Here is a 21119-nt window from a genome sequence, read left to right as displayed (position 1 = left end):
TCAGGAAATCGGCTTCCATACAGCAAGAAAGTGAGGCTCCGGATGGACGGTCTCTTCCTGCGCGGCGAACCCGGCTACGAGCAGGCGCGGGTCGGGCGCGTCTTCAACCGGCGGCGTCCCTCCCGCTTTCCCGACGCCGTGCTGGTGGCCGCCGACGTCGAGGCCGTCGCTGAGGGCGTGCGGCTCGCCGCCGAGCGCGGATGGCAGGTCGCGGTCCGGGCCGGCGGTCATTCCTGGGCGGCGTGGAGCGTCCGCGACGGCGGCCTGCTCATCGATTTATCAAACCTCCATCAGATTTCGTACGACGAGAGCACGGCGATCGCGATCGCGGGCCCCGCGGTGCGCGGCGGTCTGGAACTGGCGCCCTTCCTCGCCGAGCGCGGCCGGGCCTTCCCCGGCGGGCATTGCCCCAGCGTCGGCATCGGCGGATTCCTGCTGCAGGGCGGCCAGGGCTGGAACAGCCGGTCGGTCGGCTGGGCCTGCGAGAGCATCGCCGCCGTCGACGTGGTGACCGCCTCCGGCGACGTGGTCCGGGCCGACGCCACGCAGAACAGCGACCTCTACTGGGCCGCCCGGGGCGCCGGCCCCGGGTTCCCGGGCATCGTGACCGCCTTCCACCTGCAGACGTACCCGGCGTACCCGGTGATGTGGCATGACACCTGGGTGTTCGACCTCGCCGACGGCGAAACGCTGCTTGCCTGGATGCATGAGCTGCTGCCGAAGCTCGACCGCCGGGTGGAGCCGGTCATCGCCGCCACCCGCCTGCCGGTTGCCGACTCGCACCAGGGCACGGTGCTGCTGTTGCACACCACGGTCATGACGTCGTCGCCCGCGGAAGCCGAACAGCTGCTGGCCGCCTTCGACGACGGGCCGCTGGCCGGCCGAGCGCTCGGCCACGTGCGCGGCGAGACCAGCATCGCCGAGGAGAACCGGGCGCAGGAGGAGCAGAACCCCGAGGGACACCGCTTCGCCGTCGACTGCACCTGGACCGACGCGCCCGCCGCGGAGCTGGCCGGGCCGCTGCTGAAGCTGTGGAGCGAGCTGGACACCACGCACTCGTTCTCCATCTGGTACGGCTGGGCGCCGGACCGGCCGCTGCCCGACATGGCCTTCTCCGTCGAGGGGAACGTGTACATCGCCACGTACGCCATCTACGACGACCCGGCCGACGACGAGAAGTACCGGTCGTGGGTGCACAGCCGGACGGCTGCCCTCCCCGGAACCGGTGTCTACCTCGGCGACACCGACTTCACCCGGCGGCAGGACCGGTTCCTGTCGGACGCCAATTTCGCGCGGCTGCGGGAGATCCGCGCTCGCCGCGATCCCGCCGGGCTCTTCGCCTCCTACCTCACCGCCGACCCGGCCGGGCTGAACCGCCATGGCTGAGCCGCGCCTCGACCACGTCGGCCTGTCGGTGCACGACCTCGACGCGGCGGCCGAATGGTACTGCGCCGCGTTCGGCTACGAGCGGGAGCTGACGCTGCGGGTGGACGCGATCGACCTGGACATCGTGATGCTGCGGCACGCTTCGCACGGCGACCGGCTCGAGCTGTTGCACCGGCCCGGATCGTCCGCGGGCCTGCGCGCGGCGAATCCGGCCGAGGCGGCGCTCTCCGAGGCTTTCGGGCACATCGCTTTCGACGTACGCGGTCTCGATGCTGCTTTTGATCGTGCTCTTTCGCTCGGCGCGCGGTCGGTGATGGCGCCACAGCCGTCGCCGGAGAAGGGCGTGCGGATGGCCTATGTGGCCGACCCCGAAGGAAACCTCGTCGAGCTTTTGGAGCGGCCATGAGCAGGGTGCTGGGACTGAGCGCGGGCGCGGCCGGCGGGAGCGCCGAGATCCTGCTGAGGACGGCCCTTGGGCGCCTCGAAAATCCCGAGCTGGTGCGGCTCGCCGACCTCGACCTGAACGCGCGGGACGACCTCGACTGGCTCTGGGAACGGCTCGTCGAAAGCGACGCCGTGATCGTCAGCACGCCCGTCATGAGCCGCACCATGGCGGCCGGGCTCAAGCTGCTCGTCGACCGCCTGCTCGGGCCGAACGCGGACGCGGCCATCATCGAGCAGCTGGTGGCGCTGCGACGCTCCGGCACCGAGCCGGCCGTGCCGTTCCGGGTCGACGAGCGGGTACTGCGGCCGCGAGTGGCCGGATTCCTCGCGGTGGGCGGCTCGCTGACTCCACAGTGGAAGACGTTGACGCTGCCGCTGATGCACACGCTCACGTTCTCGATGCACATCGCCGTGGTCGACCAGGTCGTCTTCGAGGGGGCGGGCACGCCCCGCTCGATCGTCCTCGACTTCTCCGCCCTCGAACGAGCCTCGAAGCTGGGCGCGAACGTGTCGAGCCAGCTGGGCAAGCCATACGACGAGGTCTCGTATCTCGGCCCGCCCGGCCTCTGCCCGATGTGCCACCTCAATGTGATCGAGCTGAACGGCACTACCGTGTCGTGTGCTACCTGCGGTTGCGGCGGCACGCTGGGCCCGGGCGGGGTGGAGTGGCTCGATCGCGCCACGTCGGTGCTGTCGATGGCGGAGAAGCGGGCGCACGCCGTCGAGATCCAGGAGACGGCGGCGCGGCACGCCGATCTGCGCGAGGAGATCGAGAAGCGCGCGGCTTCGGCGCCGGCCGTCACGCCGGTGACGCCCCGGTGAGCGCGCACGACCTGCGGGTCGAGCACCTCATCGAGCCGCTCGGCATCCTCTCGCCGGAGCCGCGGCTGTCCTGGAAGCTTCCGGCCGGTGCGGCGCGGCAGCTCGCGTATCGACTGCGCGCCGACAACGGCTGGGACACCGGTCGGATCCTCGACGACCGGTCGCTGCTGATCCCCTATGCCGGCCCGAGCCTGCGCCCGGCCGAGCGGGTGACGTGGCAGGTTCAAGTCTGGACCGACCTCGGCGAGCACGACTGGTCCTCGCCTTCGTGGTTCGAGGCCGGGGTGCTGCCGGCGGCGAGCTGGATCGAGCCGGCCGGCTCGCTCGTGCGTGGAACGTTCCAGGCGCCGCCGATCTCGCGGGCGCGGCTCTACATCACCGCGCACGGCCTCTACGAGGCGTTCCTCAACGGCGTGCGGGTCGGCGACGCGGAACTGACCCCGGGCTTCACGCAGTACCGCAAGCGGCTGCAGGTTCAGGCGTACGACGTGACCGCGCTCGTGCGGGAGGGCGGCAACGCGCTCGGCGTGATCCTCAGCGACGGCTGGTACCGCGGGCAGACCGGCGCTCTGCACCGCCCGGCGCAGTGGGGCGACCGGACCGCGCTGCTCGCCGAGCTCCATCTCCGGCTGCTTGACGGCTCTTCCGTCGTGGTCGGCACCGGTCCGTCGTGGCGCGCCGCCGCCGGGCACCTCTGCGCGGCCGACCTCATTGCCGGGCAGCATACCGATTTCACGAAATATCCCTCTGACTGGAACAAACCGGACTTCGACGACAACGCCTGGCTGCCGGTGGCGGCCGTCGATCGCGGCCACGACACGCTGACCGACTCGCCGGCGCCGCCCGTCCGCCGGGTCGAGGAGATCACGCCGGTCTCGGTGACGACGCTGGGCGACCGGCAGATCGTCGACCTCGGCCAGAACATCAACGGCTGGATCCGCCTCACCCGCCTCGGCTCGGCGCCGATCACCCTCACCCACGGCGAGGCTCTCGACGCCACCGGCGACGTGACCACCGAGCACCTGCGCCCCGATTTCCCGTTCCTGCCCGCGCCGCTGCCGGCCGGGATGGTCGATGTCGTCGTCCCGGCCGGCACTCCGGGAGAGACCTTCGAGCCGCGGCACACCACGCACGGCTTCCGCTACGTGCGGGTCGAAGGCCTCACCGAGAAACTTTCGCCCGACGACGTACGCGGCGTTGTCGTGCACACCGACATGCGCCGCACCGGCTGGTTCGAATGCAGCGATCCTCGCGTCAACGCCCTGCACGAGGCCGCGGTCTGGAGCCTGCGCGACAACGCCTGCGACATCCCCACCGACTGCCCGCAGCGGGAGCGGGCCGGCTGGACCGGCGACTGGCAGACTTTCGCGGAGACCGCGGCCTCCCTCTACGACATCGCCGGCTTCAGCACGAAGTGGCTGCGCGACGTGATCGCCGACCAGTGGGACGACGGCACGATCGCCAACATGAGCCCGTGCCCGCCCGCCGAGGGCTTCGGCTCGCCGATGGCTCACCTCAACGGCTCCGCCGGGTGGGGCGACGCGATCGTCGTGGTTCCGTGGCGGCTCTTCCGGGCGTACGGCGACACGCGCGTCCTCGCGGAGTGCTGGCCGGCCATGGAAGCGTGGATGTCGCGTGGTTTCGCGATGGCCCGGGAGAACCGGCACCCCGACCGGGTCGCCCGCCGCCCGGTCGCCGAGCCGCACGAGGCGTACCTGTGGGACTCGGGATTCCACTGGGGTGAGTGGCTCGCCCCGGGCGAGGAACCCGGCGATTTCCCGGCGTTCGTCGCGGCCGACAAGAGCGACGTGGCGACGGCGTACCTGGCGTATTCCGCGGGCTTGATGGCCCGGATCGCCGCCGTGCTCGGCAAGCCGGCCTCGCCGTGGGACACCTTGGCGGCCTCGGCCCGGGACGCCTGGCAGCGCGAGTTCCTCGGACCGGACGGGCGCCTGACTCCCGATACGCAGGCCAATCACGTACGCGCGCTGGCCTTCGACTTGATCCCGCCGTCGTTGCGGGACGCCGTCGCCGACCGGCTGGTAGCGCTGGTGCGGGAGGCCGGCAACCACCTCGCGACGGGCTTTCTCGCCACGCCCGACCTGCTGCCGGCGCTCGCCGACGCCGGGCACGCGGAGGTCGCCTACGCGTTGCTGATGCAGGACACCGCGCCCTCGTGGCTCTACATGATCGACCACGGCGCGACGACCATGTGGGAGCGCTGGGACGGGGTCTCGGCCACGGGCGAGGTCCGCGAGTCGCTCAACCACTACGCCAAGGGCGCGGTCGTCTCGTTCCTGCACCGCTACGTGGCCGGCCTGGCTCTCGTCGAGCCGGCCTATCGGCGGTTCCGCGTCCACCCCCGCCCCGGCGCCGGCCTGAGCTGGGCGCACGCCGCGCACGAGTCGCCCTACGGCCGGATCGAGGTGCGGTGGTCGCTGACCGGCGACCGCTTCGACCTGTCGGTGTCGGTGCCGCCCGGAACCACCGCCGAGGCGGTTCTCCCCGACGGCACGACTCACGAGCTCGCCCCCGGCGAGCATCATCTGACCGCCGACCGATGAGTCCGGCCACGACCCGCGGTCTGTCCTGGCATGAACGATGACAACAGCAGGGTCATAGTCGGGGCGACCGTGTCCGTCGACGGGTTCATCGCCGACCGCAACGACGGCGTCGGGCCGCTGTTCGACTGGTACTTCAACGGCGCCGAGGAGTTGCACGCCGGCCCACGACAGTACCGGCCGCAGGGCGGCTACCGCCCGGCCGCGCGCAGCGCCGAGCTCCTCCGCGAGACGTGGCCGCGGGTCGGCGTCACGGTCATCGGCCGGCGGCTGTTCGACCTCACCGACGGGTGGGGCGGCAAGCCGGCGGTCGGCGACCACGTCGTGGTGGTCACGCATCGCGACCCCGGCGACTGGCCGAGCCGCTATCCCGACGCGCCCTTCGAGTTCGCCGGCAGCCTCGAGGCCGCCGTCCGCCGGGCGAAGGACCTGGCCGCCGGCCGGACCGTCTCGCTCACCGCCGGCGACCTGGCCGGGCAGGCGCTGCTGGCCGGCCTCGTGGACCAGATCGACATGTACGTGGCGCCGGTCGTCTTCGGTGCGGGCATCCGCTTCTTCGGCGACCACGAGGTTCCGCTGACGCTGCTGGAGAACCCGTCGGTCGTCGAGGGCGACCGCGTGACCCACCTCCGCTACCGGATCGCCTCCCGCTAGCCGTGTCACGTTTCCGGCGGCCCGCTCGTCCTGCCCGGGACACCACGACGAGAGGACCGCACCGATGCGCCGCGCCTTCACCGCCCTGGCCGCCCTGAACGTTCTGGTCATCCTGACCCAGTTCTTCCTGGCCGCCGCCGGCGCCTTCACCACCGTCCCGAACGACGAGTCCTTCGACGCGCACCGCACGCTCGGCTACGTGACGTTCCTGCTGCCGGTGCTGATGGCCGTCCTCGCCCCGCCGGCCGGCCTCCCCCGCCGCGTGACCGGCATGTCGGCGCTGACCGCCGGCCTGGTCACCGTCCAGGTGCTGCTCGCCAAGGTGGCCGAGGCCCTCGGCGACGACGGCGGGACAACCACGGCCGGCCCGTTGCTCTTCGGCCTGCACGGCCTCAACGGCCTGGCGATCCTGGCCATCTCCGGCACGATCCTCCGCCAGGCAACCACTTCGTCGAGAGCAGCCGAACGGGCACGCCAGACCTCATGACCTCAGCTCCCCGCAGCGCCGCCGACGGGCGGCCCCACCGAGGCCGCCCCGACCGCACCGCCCAACCACGCGACCCCGACCGCCCCCGACCGCCCCCGACCGCGTCATCCCGACGGCGCCAGCCGGCCATCGGCCGCCCTCGCCATCGCCGGCCGCGTGGTGCCGTGGCATGGGGCGCCTGCCTTGCCTTGACCAGCACTACTCGACGGAGCGCCCGTCCTGCGCGCCCAGCCCGCACCCCTCGCCCCGGCCGATCTTGATGATCTGCGGTTGAGCGCGCGCAGCAACTCATCATCTGACCGCCGCCGCCACATCGCGGGATCCGCCACCCTCGGAGTGAGGCGCACGCCGACGAACCTGTTGCGCCCGCGTCCCGACCGCGACGCCCTGGTCTGGGCGGGCGGCTGGCGCCACGACGCACGCGCTGAGGGCCGGCGCGACCCGCCGCCGGCCTATCGCTGAGGGCGAGCGCGAGGCAGGTTGCGGGCATCGTGCAAGATCGACAACCGTGCGAAACACCCGACTTCTGCCGATCGTTGCCGTTCTCGTGGCGACGGCTGCCTGCACCGATGCGCCCACGCCGCCGCCGAAGCCGGCTCCGACGGTCAGCGCCTCCGCCGTCGTGGCGCCCGACTGCCCGCCGCCAGGGGTGCTCATCACCGCCGACCGGGGTGATGCCGCGGCGGGCTACCGGGAGATCAGCCTGCACCTGACCAACTGCGGTACCACCGACTACACGCTGCAGGGCCGTCCCGTTATCACCGTGCTCGACGACAAGCAGCAGCCGCTGAAGGTGACCATCGGGGCGAGCTTCCACTACACGGCCGACCCGCGGCGCATCACGCTCAAACCGGGGCAGGGCACCAGCGCCGTGCTCTCCTGGCACAACATCGTGACCTACGGCACCGTGCAGAACGGCGCCGAGCTCGAGGTCGCGCCGGTCAAGGGCGCGCCCAAGCAGCTCGTGAAGCTGCTGGCGCCGATGGACCTCGGCACCACCGGGAAGCTCGACACCAGCGCGTGGCTGTAGCCGGGGCGCGTGCTTGCGCCGTACCGATAGGCTCCCGCTGCTATTCGGGCATCGGCCAAAAGTCGTACCGGATGGGGGTTAATCCCCGCCGGAGGCGGATGCCGTCGGGCGCCGGGGGCGAGGACGCTCGTAACCCGACGACACGGAGGGAAACGATGACGACGGACGACGACAACCGGCCGGAGCGGCAGCGGGTCACGCTGACCGGGATCAGCTCCCGCGCCTGGGAGCACCCGGCCGACCGCGGCGCGCTGACGGCCCTGCGGGAGCTGCGCGGCTTCGACGACGTGGTGCGGGCCATCTTCGGCATGTGGAACGAGCGGGGGTTCCGCCTGTCGTACCTGGCCGGCGCCATCCGCGTGGACCACCGGCAGTACCCGCGGGTGTACCAGCGGTTCACCGAGGCCGCGCGCACGCTCGACGTGCCGGAGCCGCCGGAGCTGTACGTGCACCAGTCGCCGATCATCCAGGGCCAGGCGATCGGCATGGACAAGCCGTTCATCTCGATCAGCACGGCGGCGGTGGAGAAGCTCGACGACGACGAGCTGCGCACCCTGCTGGGCCGCGAGATCGGGCACGTGCGCAGCGGCCACGCCGTGTACCAGACGATCCTCACGCTGCTGACCCGCTGGGTGACCAACATCAGCTGGATCCCGGTGGGCGCGATCGCGCTGCGGGCCGTCATCGTGGCGATGTACGAGTGGTGGCGCAAGGCCGAGCTGTCCGCCGACCGGGCCGGGCTGCTGGCCGCGCAGGACCAGGGCGCCTCGATCCGGCTGTTCATGAAGATGGCCGGCGGCGGCGACCTGTCGCAGATCGACACCACGGCCTTCCTCGAGCAGGCCGCCGAGTACGAGGGCGGCGGCGACCTGCGCGACAGCCTGCACAAGCTGGGCATGACCGCGTTCAACAGCGAGCCGTTCCCGGTGGCGCGGGCCGCCGAGCTGCGCCGCTGGGTGGATGCCGGCGACTACGCGCGGATCATCGGCGGCGACTACCCGCGCCGCGACGACGACCGCGACGCGTCGGTCACCGAGGACGTGAAGGCGGCCGCCGCCAGCTACCGCGACACCCTGCGCACCTCGCCCGACCCGCTGGTGTCGCTGCTCCGTCGCGCCGGCGGGGGCGCGGCGGACATGGCGGGCTCGGCGGCCCGCGGCGCCCGTGACTGGGTCAACGGGCGCGGCAACGACGAGAACTAGTTCGACGGCGCGAGGACCTGGTCGTCATGGGCCGCCATGACCTCGTGGCGGCCGGGTTCCTCGCGTAGCGCCGCGCACGCCAGCCACTCCTCCGGGATGCCGAAGGCGTCGACGAGCTCGGGCAGGGCCGGCCGCAGCTGGGCCAGCAGCGAGTTGACCTGCGCGGTGACGGCCTTCGAACGGGGCGGGGTGAGCCGCTGGTGCTCGAGGTACCAGCCCTTGTGCGCCTCGATGGTGCTCAGGGCGTACAGGTCGCACATCTTCGACAGAAGCGGCACGTCGGGAAAGCGCTCGACGGCGGCGACAAACGCCTCCAGGACGACCCGGTCGACGTGCGCCGCGGCCACTTCCAGCACGTGGTCCTGCACGTCGTTGAAGATGTCGAAGGAGCGCGCCGGCTTCTTCGCCGCGCCGCGCCGCAGCCGGCGGATCACGCCGTCGAGCAGATGCTTCTCCCGCTCCTCGAACATGCGCAGGTGCCAGCCGCGATCGGTGAGCGCCACCTCCTCGTCGCGCCCCGGCGCCGCGTCGACCAGCCGCTGGATCAGCGACCGCGCCGCCGTGCGCTCCAGCACCATCTCGCGCACCTGCTCCGCCACGAAAGTTGCGCGCCCCCAGCCGTCGAGCGAGCCGAAAGCGTCGCGGTACCCGGTGAGCAAACCTTTCGCGACAAGTTGCAGCAACACCGTGTTGTCGCCCTCGAAGGTGGTGAACACGTCGGTGTCCGCCTTGAGACCGGGCAGCCTGTTCTCCGCGAGGTACCCGGCGCCGCCCAGCGCTTCCCGGCACACCTGGATCGCACCGGTCGCGTGCCACGTCTGGGCCGCCTTCAGGCCGGCCGCGCGTGACTCCAGCTCGCGCTGCCTATGCTCGTCGACCGGTCCGTCCGCCGTCTGGATCTCGTGCAACGCGCCGACCAGCTCTTCCTGAGCAAAATTCATCCCGTACGTCGTGGCCAGCGCGACGAGCAGTTTTCGCTGATGGGCGAGGTAGTCGTTGAGGGCGATCTCCCGGTTTTCCCCGGGCGCCCCGAACTGCCGCCGGACTTCCCCATACCGTACGGCGATGGTCAGCGCGCTCTTGGTCGCGGCCGAAGCGGAACCACCCACCACGACGCGCCCCCGCACCAGGGTGCCGAGCATCGTGAAGAACCGCCGGGTGTCGTTCTCGATCGGGCTCGAATAGGCGCCGTCCGGCGCGACCTGGCCGTACCGGTCGAGCAGCATCTCCCGCGGCACCGTCACGTGGTCGAAGCTCAGCCGCCCGTTGTCGACCCCGAGCAGCCCCGCCTTGTGCCCGTCGTCGCCGATCGTCACGCCCGGCATCGGGTTGCCGTCGTCGTCGCGGATCGGCACCAGCCAGGCGTGCACGCCGTAGCGCCGCCCGCCGGTGATGAGCTGGGCGAACACGACGGCCATCCGGCCGTCGCGGGCCGCGTTGCCGATGTAGTCCTTGCGGGCGGCGTCGTGCGGCGTGTGCAGGTCGAAGGTCTGAGTCTCGGCATCGTACGTGCAGGTCGTGCGCAACTGCTGCACGTCGGAGCCGTGGCCGGTCTCGGTCATCGCGAAGCAGCCCATGAGGTCGGCCGAGATGATGTCCCGCAGGTAGGCGTCGTGATGCTTCTCGGTGCCGAGCGCCACCACCGCGCCACCGAACAGTCCCCACTGCACGCCGGCCTTCACCATCAGCGAGAGGTCGAGCTGGGCGAGCATCTCGGCGGCGACGACCGACCCGCCGGGGTCGGCGCTTCCCCCGTACGCGACGGGAAAGCCCGCCGCGATGCCCGGGTCGGCCGGAAGCTCCCGGACCAGCCGCGAGATCCGCTCCCGGCTCTGCTCGAGCGTCTCACCCGGCACCGCCACGAAGTGCGACCCGGCGAGCTGCTCCCGAGCCGCCCGCCGCACATGCGCCCACCGCCCGTCGAGCGCGTCCCTCAAGGCAAAGTTACTCATGAGTAACACTGTACGACGCCAGGAGATCAAGTGCATACCGGGCCGGGCTCCCCGGCGTGGCCATCAAGACGTAGAGCATCTGGTCGGGATCCGCTCCTCGATGAGCGCGAGCAGGCCCGCCCGCACCGACTGCGGACGCGCCGGGGTGCGGGCGGCGAACAGCGAGGATCGCAGCCCCGGCACCCTGCGCCCGGCCCGCGGGGGCCGCGGCCTCCGGGCTCAGCGCCCCTGGCTGTCGCGGGGATCCGGGCGGCGCTGCGGTCCCGGGTCGCCGAGCTCGAGGCGACGCCTCTCTCACGCGCAGGGTGACTGCCTTCGCGGCGCCGGGCGCCGCGTGGAGGGCCGGCTCGTGCCGACCCTCAACGCGGGGGGCCGTGGCGTCAGCGGCCCACCCACACCAACGCGTCGCCGACCGGGCGCTGGCTGCCGCCGCTCGGCGTGTTGACCAGCTCGCCCCGGATCGACATCGTCGTGGAGCCGCCGCCGTCTAGGTTGATGGCGTCCCGCAAGCCCAGCGCCTTCGCCACCGCCGCGGTCTCGTCCATTGTGGTGCCCACGCTCGTGGTCTGACGGCCGTCGATCGTGGCGAGGACGAGCGAACCCGAACCCGTCACGCCGGCGATCGTGCGCGGGTTGCGGGCAAAGAAGCTGCCGGTGCCGGCGGGAACTACGATCTCGCCGTTCTCGGTGAGGCGGTAGCGGCCGTTCACCGCGTACGTGTCGGGGTGAAGCGTGACCGCCCGGCCGGCCGCGTCGGAAAGCGACGACGTCACCCGGACGCAACCGGTGACCAGAGCCAGCAGCTCGGCGGTCTGGCTGCCGGTGGCCTGCAATGAGGTCTCCCCCGTCGCCAGTGCGGTGCCGCGGGTCGAGCCACTCCGGACTACGCAGCCGCGCTTGTCGAGGACGACCTCCGAGCCCGCACCCGACGGGGTCTGCGCGGCGAACGACGACGTGAACGAGGCGACCTGGCCGGGAACGGTGCAGGTCAGCTGGTCGGGGCAGGCGGCCGGCACGACGGGCGGCTCGTTGATGGTGCTGAGCGCGAGCGACGAGCCGTTGCGCGGGTTGCGGACGACGCCCGACCAGGTCAGCTTGCCCACGGCAACACGACCGTGGTCGACGACCAGGTCGGCCTCGGCGGGATCGGTGGTCGGCTCGGAGAGCAGCTTTCCGTCGTAGACGCCCACGCCGACGGGGGTTCCGGGGTAGAGCTGGCTGGCGGTGAACGTGAAGAACGAGGCGTTCACGCCGGCGAGGGCGCCGGCATCGCGGACGAGGTCGGTCACCGTCTCGGTTCCGGCCAGATCTTTCCCGTACGTCGCCTGGAGATGTCCCCGCGCCCGGCGCGGGTCGATGGTCAGCACCTGGACCCGCCACGGACCTCGCGTCGTGGTGTTGATCTCGCCGGCGGCGGCCGGGTCGGTGCCGCGCACGATCGACGTGAGGGTCACGCCGCGGGCGAGGGTCTGCGTGGTCCGGGTCTCGGCGAGGTCGGCGTCGCCGAGCGGCAGGGACGACGCCGGGCAGGCGGGAGACAGCGAGGAGGCCATCATCACGGCCGCGACCAGCTGATTAATCATGATCGATATCCTCGGCGGTCCGCGCGACGGCGGACTGAAGCCCGCGTCAACACCGGATGACCGTCCGGGCGGAAACCGCCGAAAACCACCCCAACAGGGCGGTAGCGTCGGGAACCGATGGCCGCACCGACGATGGAGGGGCTGACCAGCGCCGAGGCTGCCGCGCGCCGCCGCCGGGGCGAGACGAACGCGCCGGTCAAGGGCGGCTCACGCAGCTACGCCGACATCCTGCGCACCAACGTCCTCTCCTTTTTCAACATCATCCTGTTCGTCATCGGCGCCGCGCTGCTGGCCATGGGCCGGTTCAGCGACGCGCTGATCAGCGTGGGGCTCGGTCTCATCAACGCGGTGATCAGCGCCGCCTAGGAGATCCGCGCCAAGCGCAAGCTCGACCGCCTCCAGCTGCTCGAACGCGTCCCGGTGACCGCCGTGCGCGACGGCCGGGAGATTGAGATCCCGCCCGATCAGGTGGTGCGCGGCGACGTGCTGCGGGTGCGGGCCGGCGACCAGATCGTGGTGGACGGGCCGCTGCTCGACGGCGGGCGGGTGGAGGCCGACGAGTCGCTGCTGACCGGCGAATCCGACCCGGTCCCCAAGCTGCCGGGCGACGACCTGCGGTCGGGGAGCCTGTGCGTGGCCGGCGACGGGATGATGGTCGCGCGGGACGTGGGGGCGGCCAGTTACGCCGGCCGGCTGACGGCCGAGGCCCGGCGGGTGACGACCGACAAGACGCCGCTGCAGAGGCGGGTGGAGTTTCTCGTACGGCTCGTGATGGCGCTGACCGCGCTGATGAGCGGCGCGATCCTCGGGCAGGCCGCGATCGAGGGCTTCACGGTGCTGCGCGTCGTGCAGATGACGGCCGTGCTCTCCGGCCTGGTGCCGTACGGGCTCTTCTTTCTCATCGCGGTCGCCTACACGGCGGGCGCGGCCGCGATCGCCCGCTCGGGGGCGCTCGTGCAGCAGGTCAACGCGGTGGAGTCGGTCAGCAACGTCGATGTCGTCTGCACCGACAAGACCGGCACTCTCACCACCGGCCGGCTCACCGTCGACGAGATCCACCCCATCGGCGCGCACGGTCGAGCCGACGTGGAAAAGACGCTGGGTTCAGTCGCGCGAAGCGCGGCAACCCCGAACCTGACGACGCAGGCGTTGGCGCTTGCGCTTCCAGGACAGGCCTTTCGCGTACGGGACGAGATTGCGTTCGCCTCGTCGCTGCGATGGTCGGGGGTCGTCGCCGAGGAAGGCACCTGGGTGCTCGGGGCGCCCGACGCGCTCGCCGGGTACCTGACTCCGCCCGTCGCGGAGGAAGAGGTCGCGAAACATGCCGAGTGCGGTCTCCGCGTACTCCTGCTGGCGAAGCCCACGGAAAACGGTGCGAAACTGCGCGACGGCGCTGGACGCCCCACCCTGCCGGCGCTGGAGCCTTTCGGTCTTGTCGCCCTCGCCGACGAGCTGCGACCCGAGGTGGGAGAAACCATCCGCCGGCTGCGCGCGGACGGTGTCGCGCTGAAGGTGCTGTCGGGCGACGATCCGCGCACGGTGGCGGCGATCGCGGCCCGCGCCGGACTCGACGCCGGGGAGCCGGTCGCCGGAGTTGCGCTGGATGAGCTCGACGACCCGGCACTCGACCGGGTGGTGGAGCGCACGACAGTTTTCGGCCGGGTGGCGCCCGAGCACAAGGAAAGAATCGTGCGATCGCTGCGCCGGCAGCACCACTACGTCGCGATGATCGGCGACGGGGTGAACGACGCCCGCGCGCTCAAGGGCGCCCAGGTCGGGGTGGCGATGCGCAGCGGCAGCGCGGTCACCCGGGACGTCGCCGACATCGTGCTGGTCGAGGACTCGTTCGCCGCGTTGCCGCCGGCCCAGCGGGAGGGTCGGCGGATCATCAACGGGATCGGGATGTCGCTCTACGTCTTCCTGGCCCGGGTCGGCACGCAGGGCCTGGTCATCCTCGCGGTCACCATGCTCGGGATCGGCTTTCCCTACTCGCCCACGCAAGTGGGGCTGACACTTTTCACGGTCGGCGTGCCCACTTTCTTCCTGACCATGTGGGCCAAGCCGCTGCCGCCGGAGCGCAACATGCTCAGCGGGATCGCCGGCTTCGTGGTGCCGGCGGCGGTCATCACGTCGGGATTCGGCACCGCGATCTACGCCGGCCTCTACGAGGCCGTCACCGTGGGGTTCAGCTCCGGACGAACGCCCACCGAGGTGATCAACGAGTTCGAGAGATACACCGGCCTCACGTACGGGTCGGACACCGACTTCACGTCGGCGGCCGCGACCATCGCCGCACAGACCGGGCTCTCCACGTTCTTCTGCCTGGCGTCGTTCCTGCTGATCCTCTTCCTCGCGCCGCCGAACCGGCTGTTCGCCGCGTGGACCGAGCCGATCGCCGACCGGCGGCCGACCTACCTGGTCTGTGGACTGATCGTGGCGTTCGGGGCGGTGCTGTTCTCGCCGACGCTGTACACGTATTTCGGCCTGGCGGGGCCGTCGCGCCCGATGTTCGTCATCGTGTTCGTGATGCTGACGGTCTGGTTCGCGGCGCTCAGCCTCGCCTACCGGTTGCGGCTGCTCAACCGCCTGCTCGGCCTCGACAACCTCAGGGATTCATCACCAGATCCGCGTTGATCTGCGCGCCCGCCATGGCGCCGGCGGCGGCCGCGGCGCCGACCTGGGCGGAGAGGTCGGCGACGTTGCCGGCCGCCCAGACGCCCGGGACCTCGGTGCGGCCGGTCGGGTCGGCGGGGATGTGCTCGCCCATGCCGGTGGGGTGCTCGACGGTCTTGAGGCCCAGGTCGGCGAGGAAGCCGGCGCGGGCCACCATCCGGGTGGCGACGGCGATCGCCTGCCGTTTCACGGTCTTGTTTTCCAGGCGGACGGCGGCGATCCGGTCATCCTCGATTTCGAGGCGTGCCACCTCGCCGGTCACGATCTCGACGCCGCGCGAGGCCAGCTGCTCCCGCTGCTCGGCGGCGAACTCGTGGCCGTTGGCGAACAGGATCACGTCGTCGCTGAGCTGGCTGAACAGCAGCGCCTGGTGCACCGACATCGGGCCGGTGGCCAGCACGCCGATGGCCTGGTCGCGGATCTCCCAGCCGTGGCAGTAGGGGCAGTGCACGACGTCGCGGCCCCACCGCTCGCGCAGCCCGGGGATGGCGGGCAGCTCGTCGACGAGGCCGGCGGTCACCAGCAGGCGCCTGGCCCGCACGTGGCGGCCGTCGGCAAGGCTCACCTCGAAACCGTCGCCATCGCGGGCCACCGAGGCGACCTCGCCGTCCTCGATCTCGCCCCCGTAGCCGCGGACCTCGTCGCGGCCGCGGACCAGCAGCTCGAGAGGGCTCATGCCCTCGCGGCCCAGGAGGCCGTGGATGCCCTCGGCCGGGGCGTTCCGGGGCTGTCCGGCGTCGATCACCAGTACCGAGCGGCGGGAGCGGGCGAGCATGAGAGCTCCGCTCAGGCCCGCCGCTCCGCCACCGATCACCACAACTTCGTATGCGTCATTCATGAGTCGACCATGCGCCGGTCTTGTCGGTGACGCAAGCTTCCTTGCCAGAACGGCAAGTTCCCTACTCGGTCGGGATCGTGTGCCCGTGGGCCCGCAGCCACTGCTCGAAGGTCTGCAGCTCGGGGTTGAGCCGCCGCACCTCGTCGAGGTCGCGCACGCCGGTGAAGTACTCCGCGAACTCGGTGTAGTACTGAAGCATGTTCCCGGCCTCGTCCGCGCCCGGGAAGCCGAGCGCCCGGTACTCGTCGTGGCTCATCGGGCGGTACACGACGTTCTCGCCGACCGCCCAGGTCAGCGCGGCCGCGATCTCATGGCCAGTCAGGTGCTCGCCGGCGATGTGCAGCGTCTTGCCGACGTACGCGTCGCCGGCCTTGAGGACGCCGTAGGCGGTCCGGCCGATGTCGTCGACCGCGATGCCGGCCAGGCGGCTCTCGCCCATCGGCAGGCCGAGCGTGAGCACGCCGTTCGCGTCGCGCGTGGCGCCCCAGCCGGTGGCCAGGTTCTCCCAGTAGAACGTGGTGCGCAGGAACGTGGTGGGCACCCCGGCCTCGGTGAACAGCGCGTCCGCCTCGGCCTTGGCGTCGAAGTGCGGAACCTTGTACTTCTCCTGCAGCGTGGGCATCCGGTCGTCGTCGGCCGGGATGTGGTCGCGGGTGTCCTCGAGCGTCGACCAGATCACATGCCGGAGCCCGGCGTTCTTCGCCGCGTTCGCGAGGTTGGCGGCCTCTTCGAGCTCGCGGTCGGCCGACATGTGCGCCCAGAAATTCGTGACCAGGAACGCGCCGTACGCCCCGGCGAAGGCGTGCTCCAGGCTCTCCGGATCGTAGTTGTCGGCCTCGATCACCTCGGCGCCGAGCTTGACCAGCTCCTGCGCGCGGGCCGAGGTCGCGTCGCGGGTCAGCGCGCGGACCGCGAAGCCGCCGTCCGGGTCGTCCAGGATCGCCTTGACCAGGCCGCCGCCCTGCGCACCGGTGGCGCCGACGACCGCGATGACCTTCTTCTCGTTCATGACTCGTTCCCCTCGGTTGACCTTGTGGCCCGCTCAACCGGCAAGGGGGATCGACAATTCCCGATGGATTGTGGCGTCGATCTCAGGCTGCTCCAGGTACTCGGTCCAGGCCGCCCAGCGGGTGTGCGGCGCGGACTTCTTGGCCCGGTACATGGCCTGATCGGCGCGGTGGACGATCTCGTCGTGGGTGAGCTCGCCGGGCCCGGAGACGGCCACGCCGATGCTGGCCGCCATGGCGATGATCTTCCCGTCGATGACGACCGGGGACACCTCGCCGGCGATCCGGCCGGCCACCTCGTACGCCTGCCCGGGGTTGTCGAGATCGGGAAGGACCACGGCGAACTCGTCGCCGCCCAGCCGGCACGGCAGGCCGGAGGCGGGCACGCAACGGCGCAGCAATTCGGCGAACTCGACCAGCACCAGGTCGCCGGACTTGTGGCCGAGCGTGTCGTTGACTTCCTTGAAGCCGTTCATGTCGATCACCAGGACCGCGCTGTGCCGGCCGGTGCGGGCGGCCCGGGCCAGCGAGCGGGTGTCGGTGGCGCGGAACAGGCTGCGGTTGGACAGGCCGGTGAGGTGGTCGGTGACGGCCTGCTCGTCGCTTTCGCGCTGCACGAGGGTCTGGCGGAACAGGACGAGCGCGCTGAGGACCGCGCCGCCGAGGGCCAGGCCGCCCCAGGGGAAGAACGTGCCCTCCTGCACGGCGGCGACGAACATCAGGATGTGGGCGACGGCGACCGCCGCGTACGGGAGAAATCGCGAAACCGGAACGGTCGGCCGCAACCCACGGGTCTGCCCGGCGCGGCCGGCGCATTGCGCCAGGGCGCCGGCGGCCAGCAGCGCGTCGGCGGTGATCCAGCAGAGGAACTGCCAGGGCGCGTGGAACTCGATCTTGTCGTGCGCGACGAGCGAGCCGTGCACGGCGTCGCCCGCGAACAGCACCATCGCGCCGGCCACCAGCCAGCGCAGCGGGCGCTGGGACGTGCCGTCGGCGCCGCGCAGCAGCACCCGCGAGGCGGTGAAGAGGAGGGCCAGGTCGGAGAGGGGGAAGAGGCCCGCGGAGATCAGCAGGTTGCGCTCGCCGGACCCGCCGAACGAGGTGTACCAGAGCACCATCGTCCCGCCGACGAGAACCGTCGTGGAGTCGATCGCGGACTTCCACCGCTCGCGCCGGTTCATCCGGGCAAGCGGAAACATGCGCAGGGCGACGAGCAGCGCCAGCACGAAAGTCACGTGCGTGACGTCGTCGGCCGCGCTGATGCCCACGCCCTTGAGCACGACCCGCAGCAGCGGCGACACCACCAGCACCGCGAAGCTCACCGCCACCGCCAGCCACGCGCGATGGGCGGGCCCACGATCCCGCGCGGCCCAGACCGCAGCGGTCAGCCCGATGACGCCGAACACGACCCGGGCGACCTCGGCGACGTTCTCGCCCACGCTGACCGCGAGCACCATGAGGACGGCGTAGAGCACGCCGAGGCACAGGTGAGCGATCGGAAGGCGGCGGGGCATGGTCGTTCCTTCGGTTCTGTCGTACCCCTGCTTTAGGTTCTGGCCTACGACTTCGCCGCTGAGATCACCGTCACTTGCTAAGCGGAACTTGGTTCCATATCGTCGAAACGGAACCAGGATCCACTTATCTAGGAGACAACTCATGACCATCATCTCGGTCCGCCCGGTGGTGCTGCCCGCCCCCGGCCGCGGCGAGGACCTGCAGCTCCGCGTGACGGCTCCCACGACCGGCGCCGGCCTGCCCGTCATCGTCTTCTCGCACGGCTTCGGGGAGTCGATGGACGGCTACGCCCCGCTCGTCGATTACTGGGCCGCGGACGGTTTCGTCGTCGTGCAGCCCACCCACCTCGACTCCCGGACGCTCGGCGTCACCCCTGACGACCCGCGTTACGACGAGATCTGGCGCTTCCGAGTGGAGGATCTGTGTCGGACACTCGACCATCTCGACGCCGTCGAGTCGGCGGTGCCGGGCCTCGCCCGCCGCGTGGACCGCGACAGCGTCGCTGTGGCCGGACACTCGTGGGGTGCTCAGTCGGTCGGCATGCTGCTGGGCGCCGGAGTAATCGGCACTTCCGGCCCGCGCACGCTCGTCACTCCTGATCCGCGGGTCAAGGCGGGTGTGCTGCTGGCCGCGGCCGGCACCGGCGGTGATGACCTGACGCCGTTCGCGGCCGAGCACTTCCCGTTCATGAACCCGGACTTCGGGACGATGACCACGCCGACCCTGGTGGTGGCGGGCGACAAGGACCAGTCGGCGCTGTCCGTGCGCGGGCCGGAGTGGTTCACGGATGCCTACCACTTGAGCCCGGGCGCGAAGAGCCTGCTCACCCTCTTCGGCGCGGAGCACTCGCTGGGCGGCATCACCGGCTACCACTCCACCGAGACCACCGACGAGAGCCCGGAGCGCGTCGAAGCCGTGCGGCGGCTGACCACGGCCTTCCTGCGAAGCGCGCTCGACCCGACCGACTCCGGATGGGCGACGGCGAGCGCCGGCGAGCAGGGCCGCCTCGAGTCCAAGTAGCCACGGGGGGTCAGGCCTGGGCGGCGAGCCAGTCCTCGTGCGCGGTGATCAGCCTCCGCCACAGGGCTTCCCGCTCGGCCCTCGTCACGTCCGCCAGGCGAATATAAAAAATATCTGATAGGGCCGCGAGGTAGTCCCCCGCGCTGTCGAGGGTGGTGCGGGCGTCGTGCTCGCCTACGCGGGTCAGGACCAGGCCTCTCAAGCAGTCGCAACCGGTGGCGTCGCGGCGGAAGACGGCCAGGGCGCGCACGAAGCCGGACTCGGGCGACGTGGACAGGAAACCGTGCATGTCGTTGAAGGCGGACATCTCCGTCTCGGCGGCGCGGAAGTCCATGCCGAGGAAGGAACCGCGCGGGTCGTGGTCGAAGCGCCAGCCACCGGGCTCGGCGACGGACGCGCGCAAGGCGTACGAGAAAGGGCCCTGCCGGAAAGCACCCACCGCAAGCGGCACGGGCTCGTGCAGGCCGTCGCCCATGCCGAGATCGGCCAGCCACCGGCCGTCGGGCGCCTCCGCGGACGGCAGATCGGAAACGGTCAGCACCAGATGATTGCCGGTGGCGCCGGCGTCGCGGAGCGTGTTGTTCTGCACGCCGCCGAAATGCCGCGTCACCCGGTAGCCCAGCGCGAGCAGCAGAGCCGAGAATGCGCCGTTCAGGTGGAAACAGTAACCGCCGCGGCCCCGGAGAATTCGCGCGACCGACTCCGCCGGGTCGACCGTCGTCGGGCGGCCGAGCCAAATTTCGAGATTCTCGTACGGGATGAGCTCGGCGTGCGCCCGATGCAGCAGATGCAGGTTCTCGACGCTCGGCGGCTGCCCCTCGAGGTGGCCGAGGCGCAGCCGCCGCAGATAGCCGGGGATGTCGATCGAGGGGCTCATCGCGCCATCATCACCCGGGGCGGCGGCCCCAGCGTCATGCTCTACCTCGACGACGTCCCGCACGTTGAGGTGGGCGTGCTGCTGCCGGCGGCGCCGATCCCGCTCGGCGACCGGTCGTGGCGTCCGAGCTGCCGGGCGGCAGGGTCGCGACGACCGTTCATCGCGGGCCCTACGACCAGCTCGGCGCGGCCCACGAGGCGATCCTGAGCGCGGGGCTGCCGCTCGCCGGGCCGCGCTGGGAGATCTACGGTCCGCACCAGGAAGTTCCCGAGACGCAGATCTCCTATCTGCTGCGCGAAGGCCCGCAATAGTTGCCGTGGCAGCGATGTTGTCGCGGACATGACGACTGTGGGATTCATCGGCAGCGGACTGATCGGCGGCACTGTCGCGCGCCTCGCCGTGAACGCCGGCTACGACGTGGTGCTGAGCAACTCGCGTGGCCCGGAGACGCTGGCCGAGCTCGTACGAGATCTTGGGTCCAAAGCGCAAGCGGCGACGCCTGCCGACGCCGCGCGGGCCGATCTGGTGGTGGTGAGCGTGCCGTTCCACGCGCACGCGAAGCTGCCGGTCGAGCAACTCGCCGGGAAAGTTGTGCTCGACACCGACAACTACTACGCGGCGCGCGACGGCCACTTCGCCGAGCTCGACGAGGGCCTGCTCACCAGCGCCGAGCTGGAGCAGCGGCACCTCGGCAGCGCCAAGGTGGTGAAGGTCTTCAACAACATCTTCCACCTGCACCTGGGCTCGCTGGCCCGCCCGCACGGCGCCGCCGACCGCACCTCGCTGACCATCGCCGGTGACGACGCCGAGGCCAAGAAGGCGGTGACCGAGTTCCTCGACGCGATCGGCTACGACACGGTCGACGTCGGCCCGCTCGCCGAGAGCTGGCGGGTCGAGCCCGGTCAGCCCGCGTACGGCCCGCCGTACGGCACCTTCGAGGACCCGGCCGGCACGCCCGCGAGCGCCGAGAAGGTCCGCGCCGCGGTGGCGGAGGCCAAGCGCTGACTCACGCCGGGCGGCTTCCCGCCGATAGGTGAGGTGTCGGAAGGGCGACCGACCCGATCGGCC

At 71.3% G+C, this 21119-nt stretch carries 19 protein-coding genes; 13 read left to right on the top strand and 6 right to left on the bottom strand.

Annotated features, from left to right (window positions below):
- The first annotated feature begins 42 nt into the window (after positions 1-42).
- From ACQPZX_RS18140 to ACQPZX_RS18105, 8 genes are all read left to right on the top strand, one after another.
- Positions 43-1386: an FAD-binding oxidoreductase gene (locus tag ACQPZX_RS18140; RefSeq protein WP_433382003.1), complete on the top strand. Its 1344-nt coding sequence runs from the start codon at positions 43-45 to the stop codon at positions 1384-1386.
- Positions 1379-1792 (top strand): VOC family protein, encoded by a 414-nt coding sequence (locus ACQPZX_RS18135; RefSeq protein WP_433382000.1) that lies wholly within the window; start codon positions 1379-1381, stop codon positions 1790-1792. The genes ACQPZX_RS18140 and ACQPZX_RS18135 overlap by 8 nt, the downstream gene beginning before the upstream one ends.
- The gene (locus ACQPZX_RS18130) at positions 1789-2652 is read left to right on the top strand and encodes a flavodoxin family protein (protein WP_433381997.1); all 864 of its coding nucleotides are present in this window, start codon (positions 1789-1791) and stop codon (positions 2650-2652) included. The genes ACQPZX_RS18135 and ACQPZX_RS18130 overlap by 4 nt, the downstream gene beginning before the upstream one ends.
- On the top strand, positions 2649-5216 hold the full coding sequence (locus tag ACQPZX_RS18125) for a family 78 glycoside hydrolase catalytic domain (RefSeq protein WP_433381994.1): 2568 nt from the start codon (positions 2649-2651) through the stop codon (positions 5214-5216). The genes ACQPZX_RS18130 and ACQPZX_RS18125 overlap by 4 nt, the downstream gene beginning before the upstream one ends.
- Before the next feature lie 30 nt (positions 5217-5246).
- Positions 5247-5867 carry a dihydrofolate reductase family protein gene (locus ACQPZX_RS18120; protein WP_433381992.1) on the top strand — a complete coding sequence of 207 codons (621 nt, stop codon included), beginning with the start codon at positions 5247-5249 and terminating at the stop codon, positions 5865-5867.
- 64 nt (positions 5868-5931) lie between these two features.
- Positions 5932-6354 (top strand): DUF6220 domain-containing protein, encoded by a 423-nt coding sequence (locus ACQPZX_RS18115; protein ID WP_433381989.1) that lies wholly within the window; start codon positions 5932-5934, stop codon positions 6352-6354.
- Between the two features lie 508 nt (positions 6355-6862).
- A complete protein-coding gene (locus ACQPZX_RS18110; RefSeq protein ID WP_433381986.1) occupies positions 6863-7384 on the top strand; it encodes a DUF4232 domain-containing protein in 522 nt (173 codons plus the stop codon).
- A 155-nt stretch (positions 7385-7539) separates the two neighbouring features.
- The gene (locus ACQPZX_RS18105; protein ID WP_433381983.1) at positions 7540-8586 is read left to right on the top strand and encodes a M48 family metallopeptidase; all 1047 of its coding nucleotides are present in this window, start codon (positions 7540-7542) and stop codon (positions 8584-8586) included.
- Here the strand turns inward: ACQPZX_RS18105 and ACQPZX_RS18100 are convergent.
- Together ACQPZX_RS18100 and ACQPZX_RS18095 are read right to left on the bottom strand one after the other, a co-directional pair.
- A complete protein-coding gene (locus ACQPZX_RS18100) occupies positions 8583-10538 on the bottom strand; it encodes an acyl-CoA dehydrogenase family protein (RefSeq protein ID WP_433381980.1) in 1956 nt (651 codons plus the stop codon). The genes ACQPZX_RS18105 and ACQPZX_RS18100 overlap by 4 nt on opposite strands.
- Before the next feature lie 380 nt (positions 10539-10918).
- Complete coding sequence (locus ACQPZX_RS18095; protein ID WP_433381978.1) at positions 10919-12121, bottom strand: phosphodiester glycosidase family protein; 1203 nt, start codon at positions 12119-12121, stop codon at positions 10919-10921.
- Between the two features lie 117 nt (positions 12122-12238).
- Between ACQPZX_RS18095 and ACQPZX_RS18090 the strand changes: the two genes are divergently transcribed.
- Together ACQPZX_RS18090 and ACQPZX_RS18085 are read left to right on the top strand one after the other, a co-directional pair.
- Positions 12239-12487: a cation-transporting P-type ATPase gene (locus tag ACQPZX_RS18090; protein WP_433381976.1), complete on the top strand. Its 249-nt coding sequence runs from the start codon at positions 12239-12241 to the stop codon at positions 12485-12487.
- 54 nt (positions 12488-12541) lie between these two features.
- Positions 12542-14755, top strand: coding sequence for an HAD-IC family P-type ATPase (locus tag ACQPZX_RS18085; RefSeq protein WP_433381975.1), 2214 nt, complete (start codon positions 12542-12544; stop codon positions 14753-14755).
- Here ACQPZX_RS18085 and ACQPZX_RS18080 read toward each other — a convergent pair.
- The 3 genes from ACQPZX_RS18080 to ACQPZX_RS18070 all read right to left on the bottom strand — a co-directional run bounded on the left by ACQPZX_RS18080 (position 14727) and on the right by ACQPZX_RS18070 (position 18153).
- A complete protein-coding gene (locus tag ACQPZX_RS18080; protein WP_433381973.1) occupies positions 14727-15632 on the bottom strand; it encodes an NAD(P)/FAD-dependent oxidoreductase in 906 nt (301 codons plus the stop codon). The two genes, ACQPZX_RS18085 and ACQPZX_RS18080, sit on opposite strands and share 29 nt — an antisense overlap.
- Positions 15633-15693: 61 nt before the next feature.
- The gene (locus tag ACQPZX_RS18075) at positions 15694-16641 is read right to left on the bottom strand and encodes an NmrA/HSCARG family protein (RefSeq protein WP_433381971.1); all 948 of its coding nucleotides are present in this window, start codon (positions 16639-16641) and stop codon (positions 15694-15696) included.
- Positions 16642-16674: 33 nt separating this feature from the next.
- Positions 16675-18153, bottom strand: coding sequence for a diguanylate cyclase domain-containing protein (locus ACQPZX_RS18070; protein ID WP_433381969.1), 1479 nt, complete (start codon positions 18151-18153; stop codon positions 16675-16677).
- A gap of 142 nt (positions 18154-18295) precedes the next feature.
- Between ACQPZX_RS18070 and ACQPZX_RS18065 the strand changes: the two genes are divergently transcribed.
- Positions 18296-19174, top strand: a complete 879-nt coding sequence (locus tag ACQPZX_RS18065) for an alpha/beta hydrolase family protein (protein ID WP_433381966.1) — start codon at positions 18296-18298, stop codon at positions 19172-19174.
- 10 nt (positions 19175-19184) lie between these two features.
- On the opposite strand, the gene ACQPZX_RS18060 is transcribed toward ACQPZX_RS18065, so the two are convergent.
- The gene (locus ACQPZX_RS18060) at positions 19185-20051 is read right to left on the bottom strand and encodes an arylamine N-acetyltransferase family protein (RefSeq protein ID WP_433381963.1); all 867 of its coding nucleotides are present in this window, start codon (positions 20049-20051) and stop codon (positions 19185-19187) included.
- Between the two features lie 116 nt (positions 20052-20167).
- Here ACQPZX_RS18060 and ACQPZX_RS18055 point away from each other — a divergent pair, with 116 nt between their 5' ends.
- Positions 20168-20362, top strand: a complete 195-nt coding sequence (locus ACQPZX_RS18055; protein WP_433381960.1) for a hypothetical protein — start codon at positions 20168-20170, stop codon at positions 20360-20362.
- Between the two features lie 28 nt (positions 20363-20390).
- Positions 20391-21056 carry an NADPH-dependent F420 reductase gene (locus ACQPZX_RS18050; RefSeq protein ID WP_433381957.1) on the top strand — a complete coding sequence of 222 codons (666 nt, stop codon included), beginning with the start codon at positions 20391-20393 and terminating at the stop codon, positions 21054-21056.
- Positions 21057-21119: the final 63 nt, after the last annotated feature.

This window comes from Actinoplanes sp. CA-142083 (assembly GCF_050942195.1).
Classification (GTDB): domain Bacteria; phylum Actinomycetota; class Actinomycetes; order Mycobacteriales; family Micromonosporaceae; genus Actinoplanes.
Note: the sequence above shows the minus strand (reverse complement) of the source record. Positions and strands in the feature narration are given on the sequence as shown.

Excerpts from the sequence above, each read along its gene's own strand:
- ACQPZX_RS18140 (WP_433382003.1), top strand. The coding sequence starts at position 43 with ATGGACGGTCTCTTCCTGCGCGGCGAACCCGGCTACGAGCAGGCGCGG.
- ACQPZX_RS18135 (WP_433382000.1), top strand. The coding sequence starts at position 1,379 with ATGGCTGAGCCGCGCCTCGACCACGTCGGCCTGTCGGTGCACGACCTC.
- ACQPZX_RS18130 (WP_433381997.1), top strand. The coding sequence starts at position 1,789 with ATGAGCAGGGTGCTGGGACTGAGCGCGGGCGCGGCCGGCGGGAGCGCC.
- ACQPZX_RS18120 (WP_433381992.1), top strand. The coding sequence starts at position 5,247 with ATGAACGATGACAACAGCAGGGTCATAGTCGGGGCGACCGTGTCCGTC.
- ACQPZX_RS18115 (WP_433381989.1), top strand. The coding sequence starts at position 5,932 with ATGCGCCGCGCCTTCACCGCCCTGGCCGCCCTGAACGTTCTGGTCATC.
- ACQPZX_RS18105 (WP_433381983.1), top strand. The coding sequence starts at position 7,540 with ATGACGACGGACGACGACAACCGGCCGGAGCGGCAGCGGGTCACGCTG.
- ACQPZX_RS18100 (WP_433381980.1), bottom strand. The coding sequence starts at position 10,538 with ATGAGTAACTTTGCCTTGAGGGACGCGCTCGACGGGCGGTGGGCGCAT.
- ACQPZX_RS18095 (WP_433381978.1), bottom strand. The coding sequence starts at position 12,121 with ATGATTAATCAGCTGGTCGCGGCCGTGATGATGGCCTCCTCGCTGTCT.
- ACQPZX_RS18090 (WP_433381976.1), top strand. The coding sequence starts at position 12,239 with ATGGCCGCACCGACGATGGAGGGGCTGACCAGCGCCGAGGCTGCCGCG.
- ACQPZX_RS18080 (WP_433381973.1), bottom strand. The coding sequence starts at position 15,632 with ATGAATGACGCATACGAAGTTGTGGTGATCGGTGGCGGAGCGGCGGGC.
- ACQPZX_RS18075 (WP_433381971.1), bottom strand. The coding sequence starts at position 16,641 with ATGAACGAGAAGAAGGTCATCGCGGTCGTCGGCGCCACCGGTGCGCAG.
- ACQPZX_RS18070 (WP_433381969.1), bottom strand. The coding sequence starts at position 18,153 with ATGCCCCGCCGCCTTCCGATCGCTCACCTGTGCCTCGGCGTGCTCTAC.
- ACQPZX_RS18065 (WP_433381966.1), top strand. The coding sequence starts at position 18,296 with ATGACCATCATCTCGGTCCGCCCGGTGGTGCTGCCCGCCCCCGGCCGC.
- ACQPZX_RS18060 (WP_433381963.1), bottom strand. The coding sequence starts at position 20,051 with ATGAGCCCCTCGATCGACATCCCCGGCTATCTGCGGCGGCTGCGCCTC.
- ACQPZX_RS18050 (WP_433381957.1), top strand. The coding sequence starts at position 20,391 with ATGACGACTGTGGGATTCATCGGCAGCGGACTGATCGGCGGCACTGTC.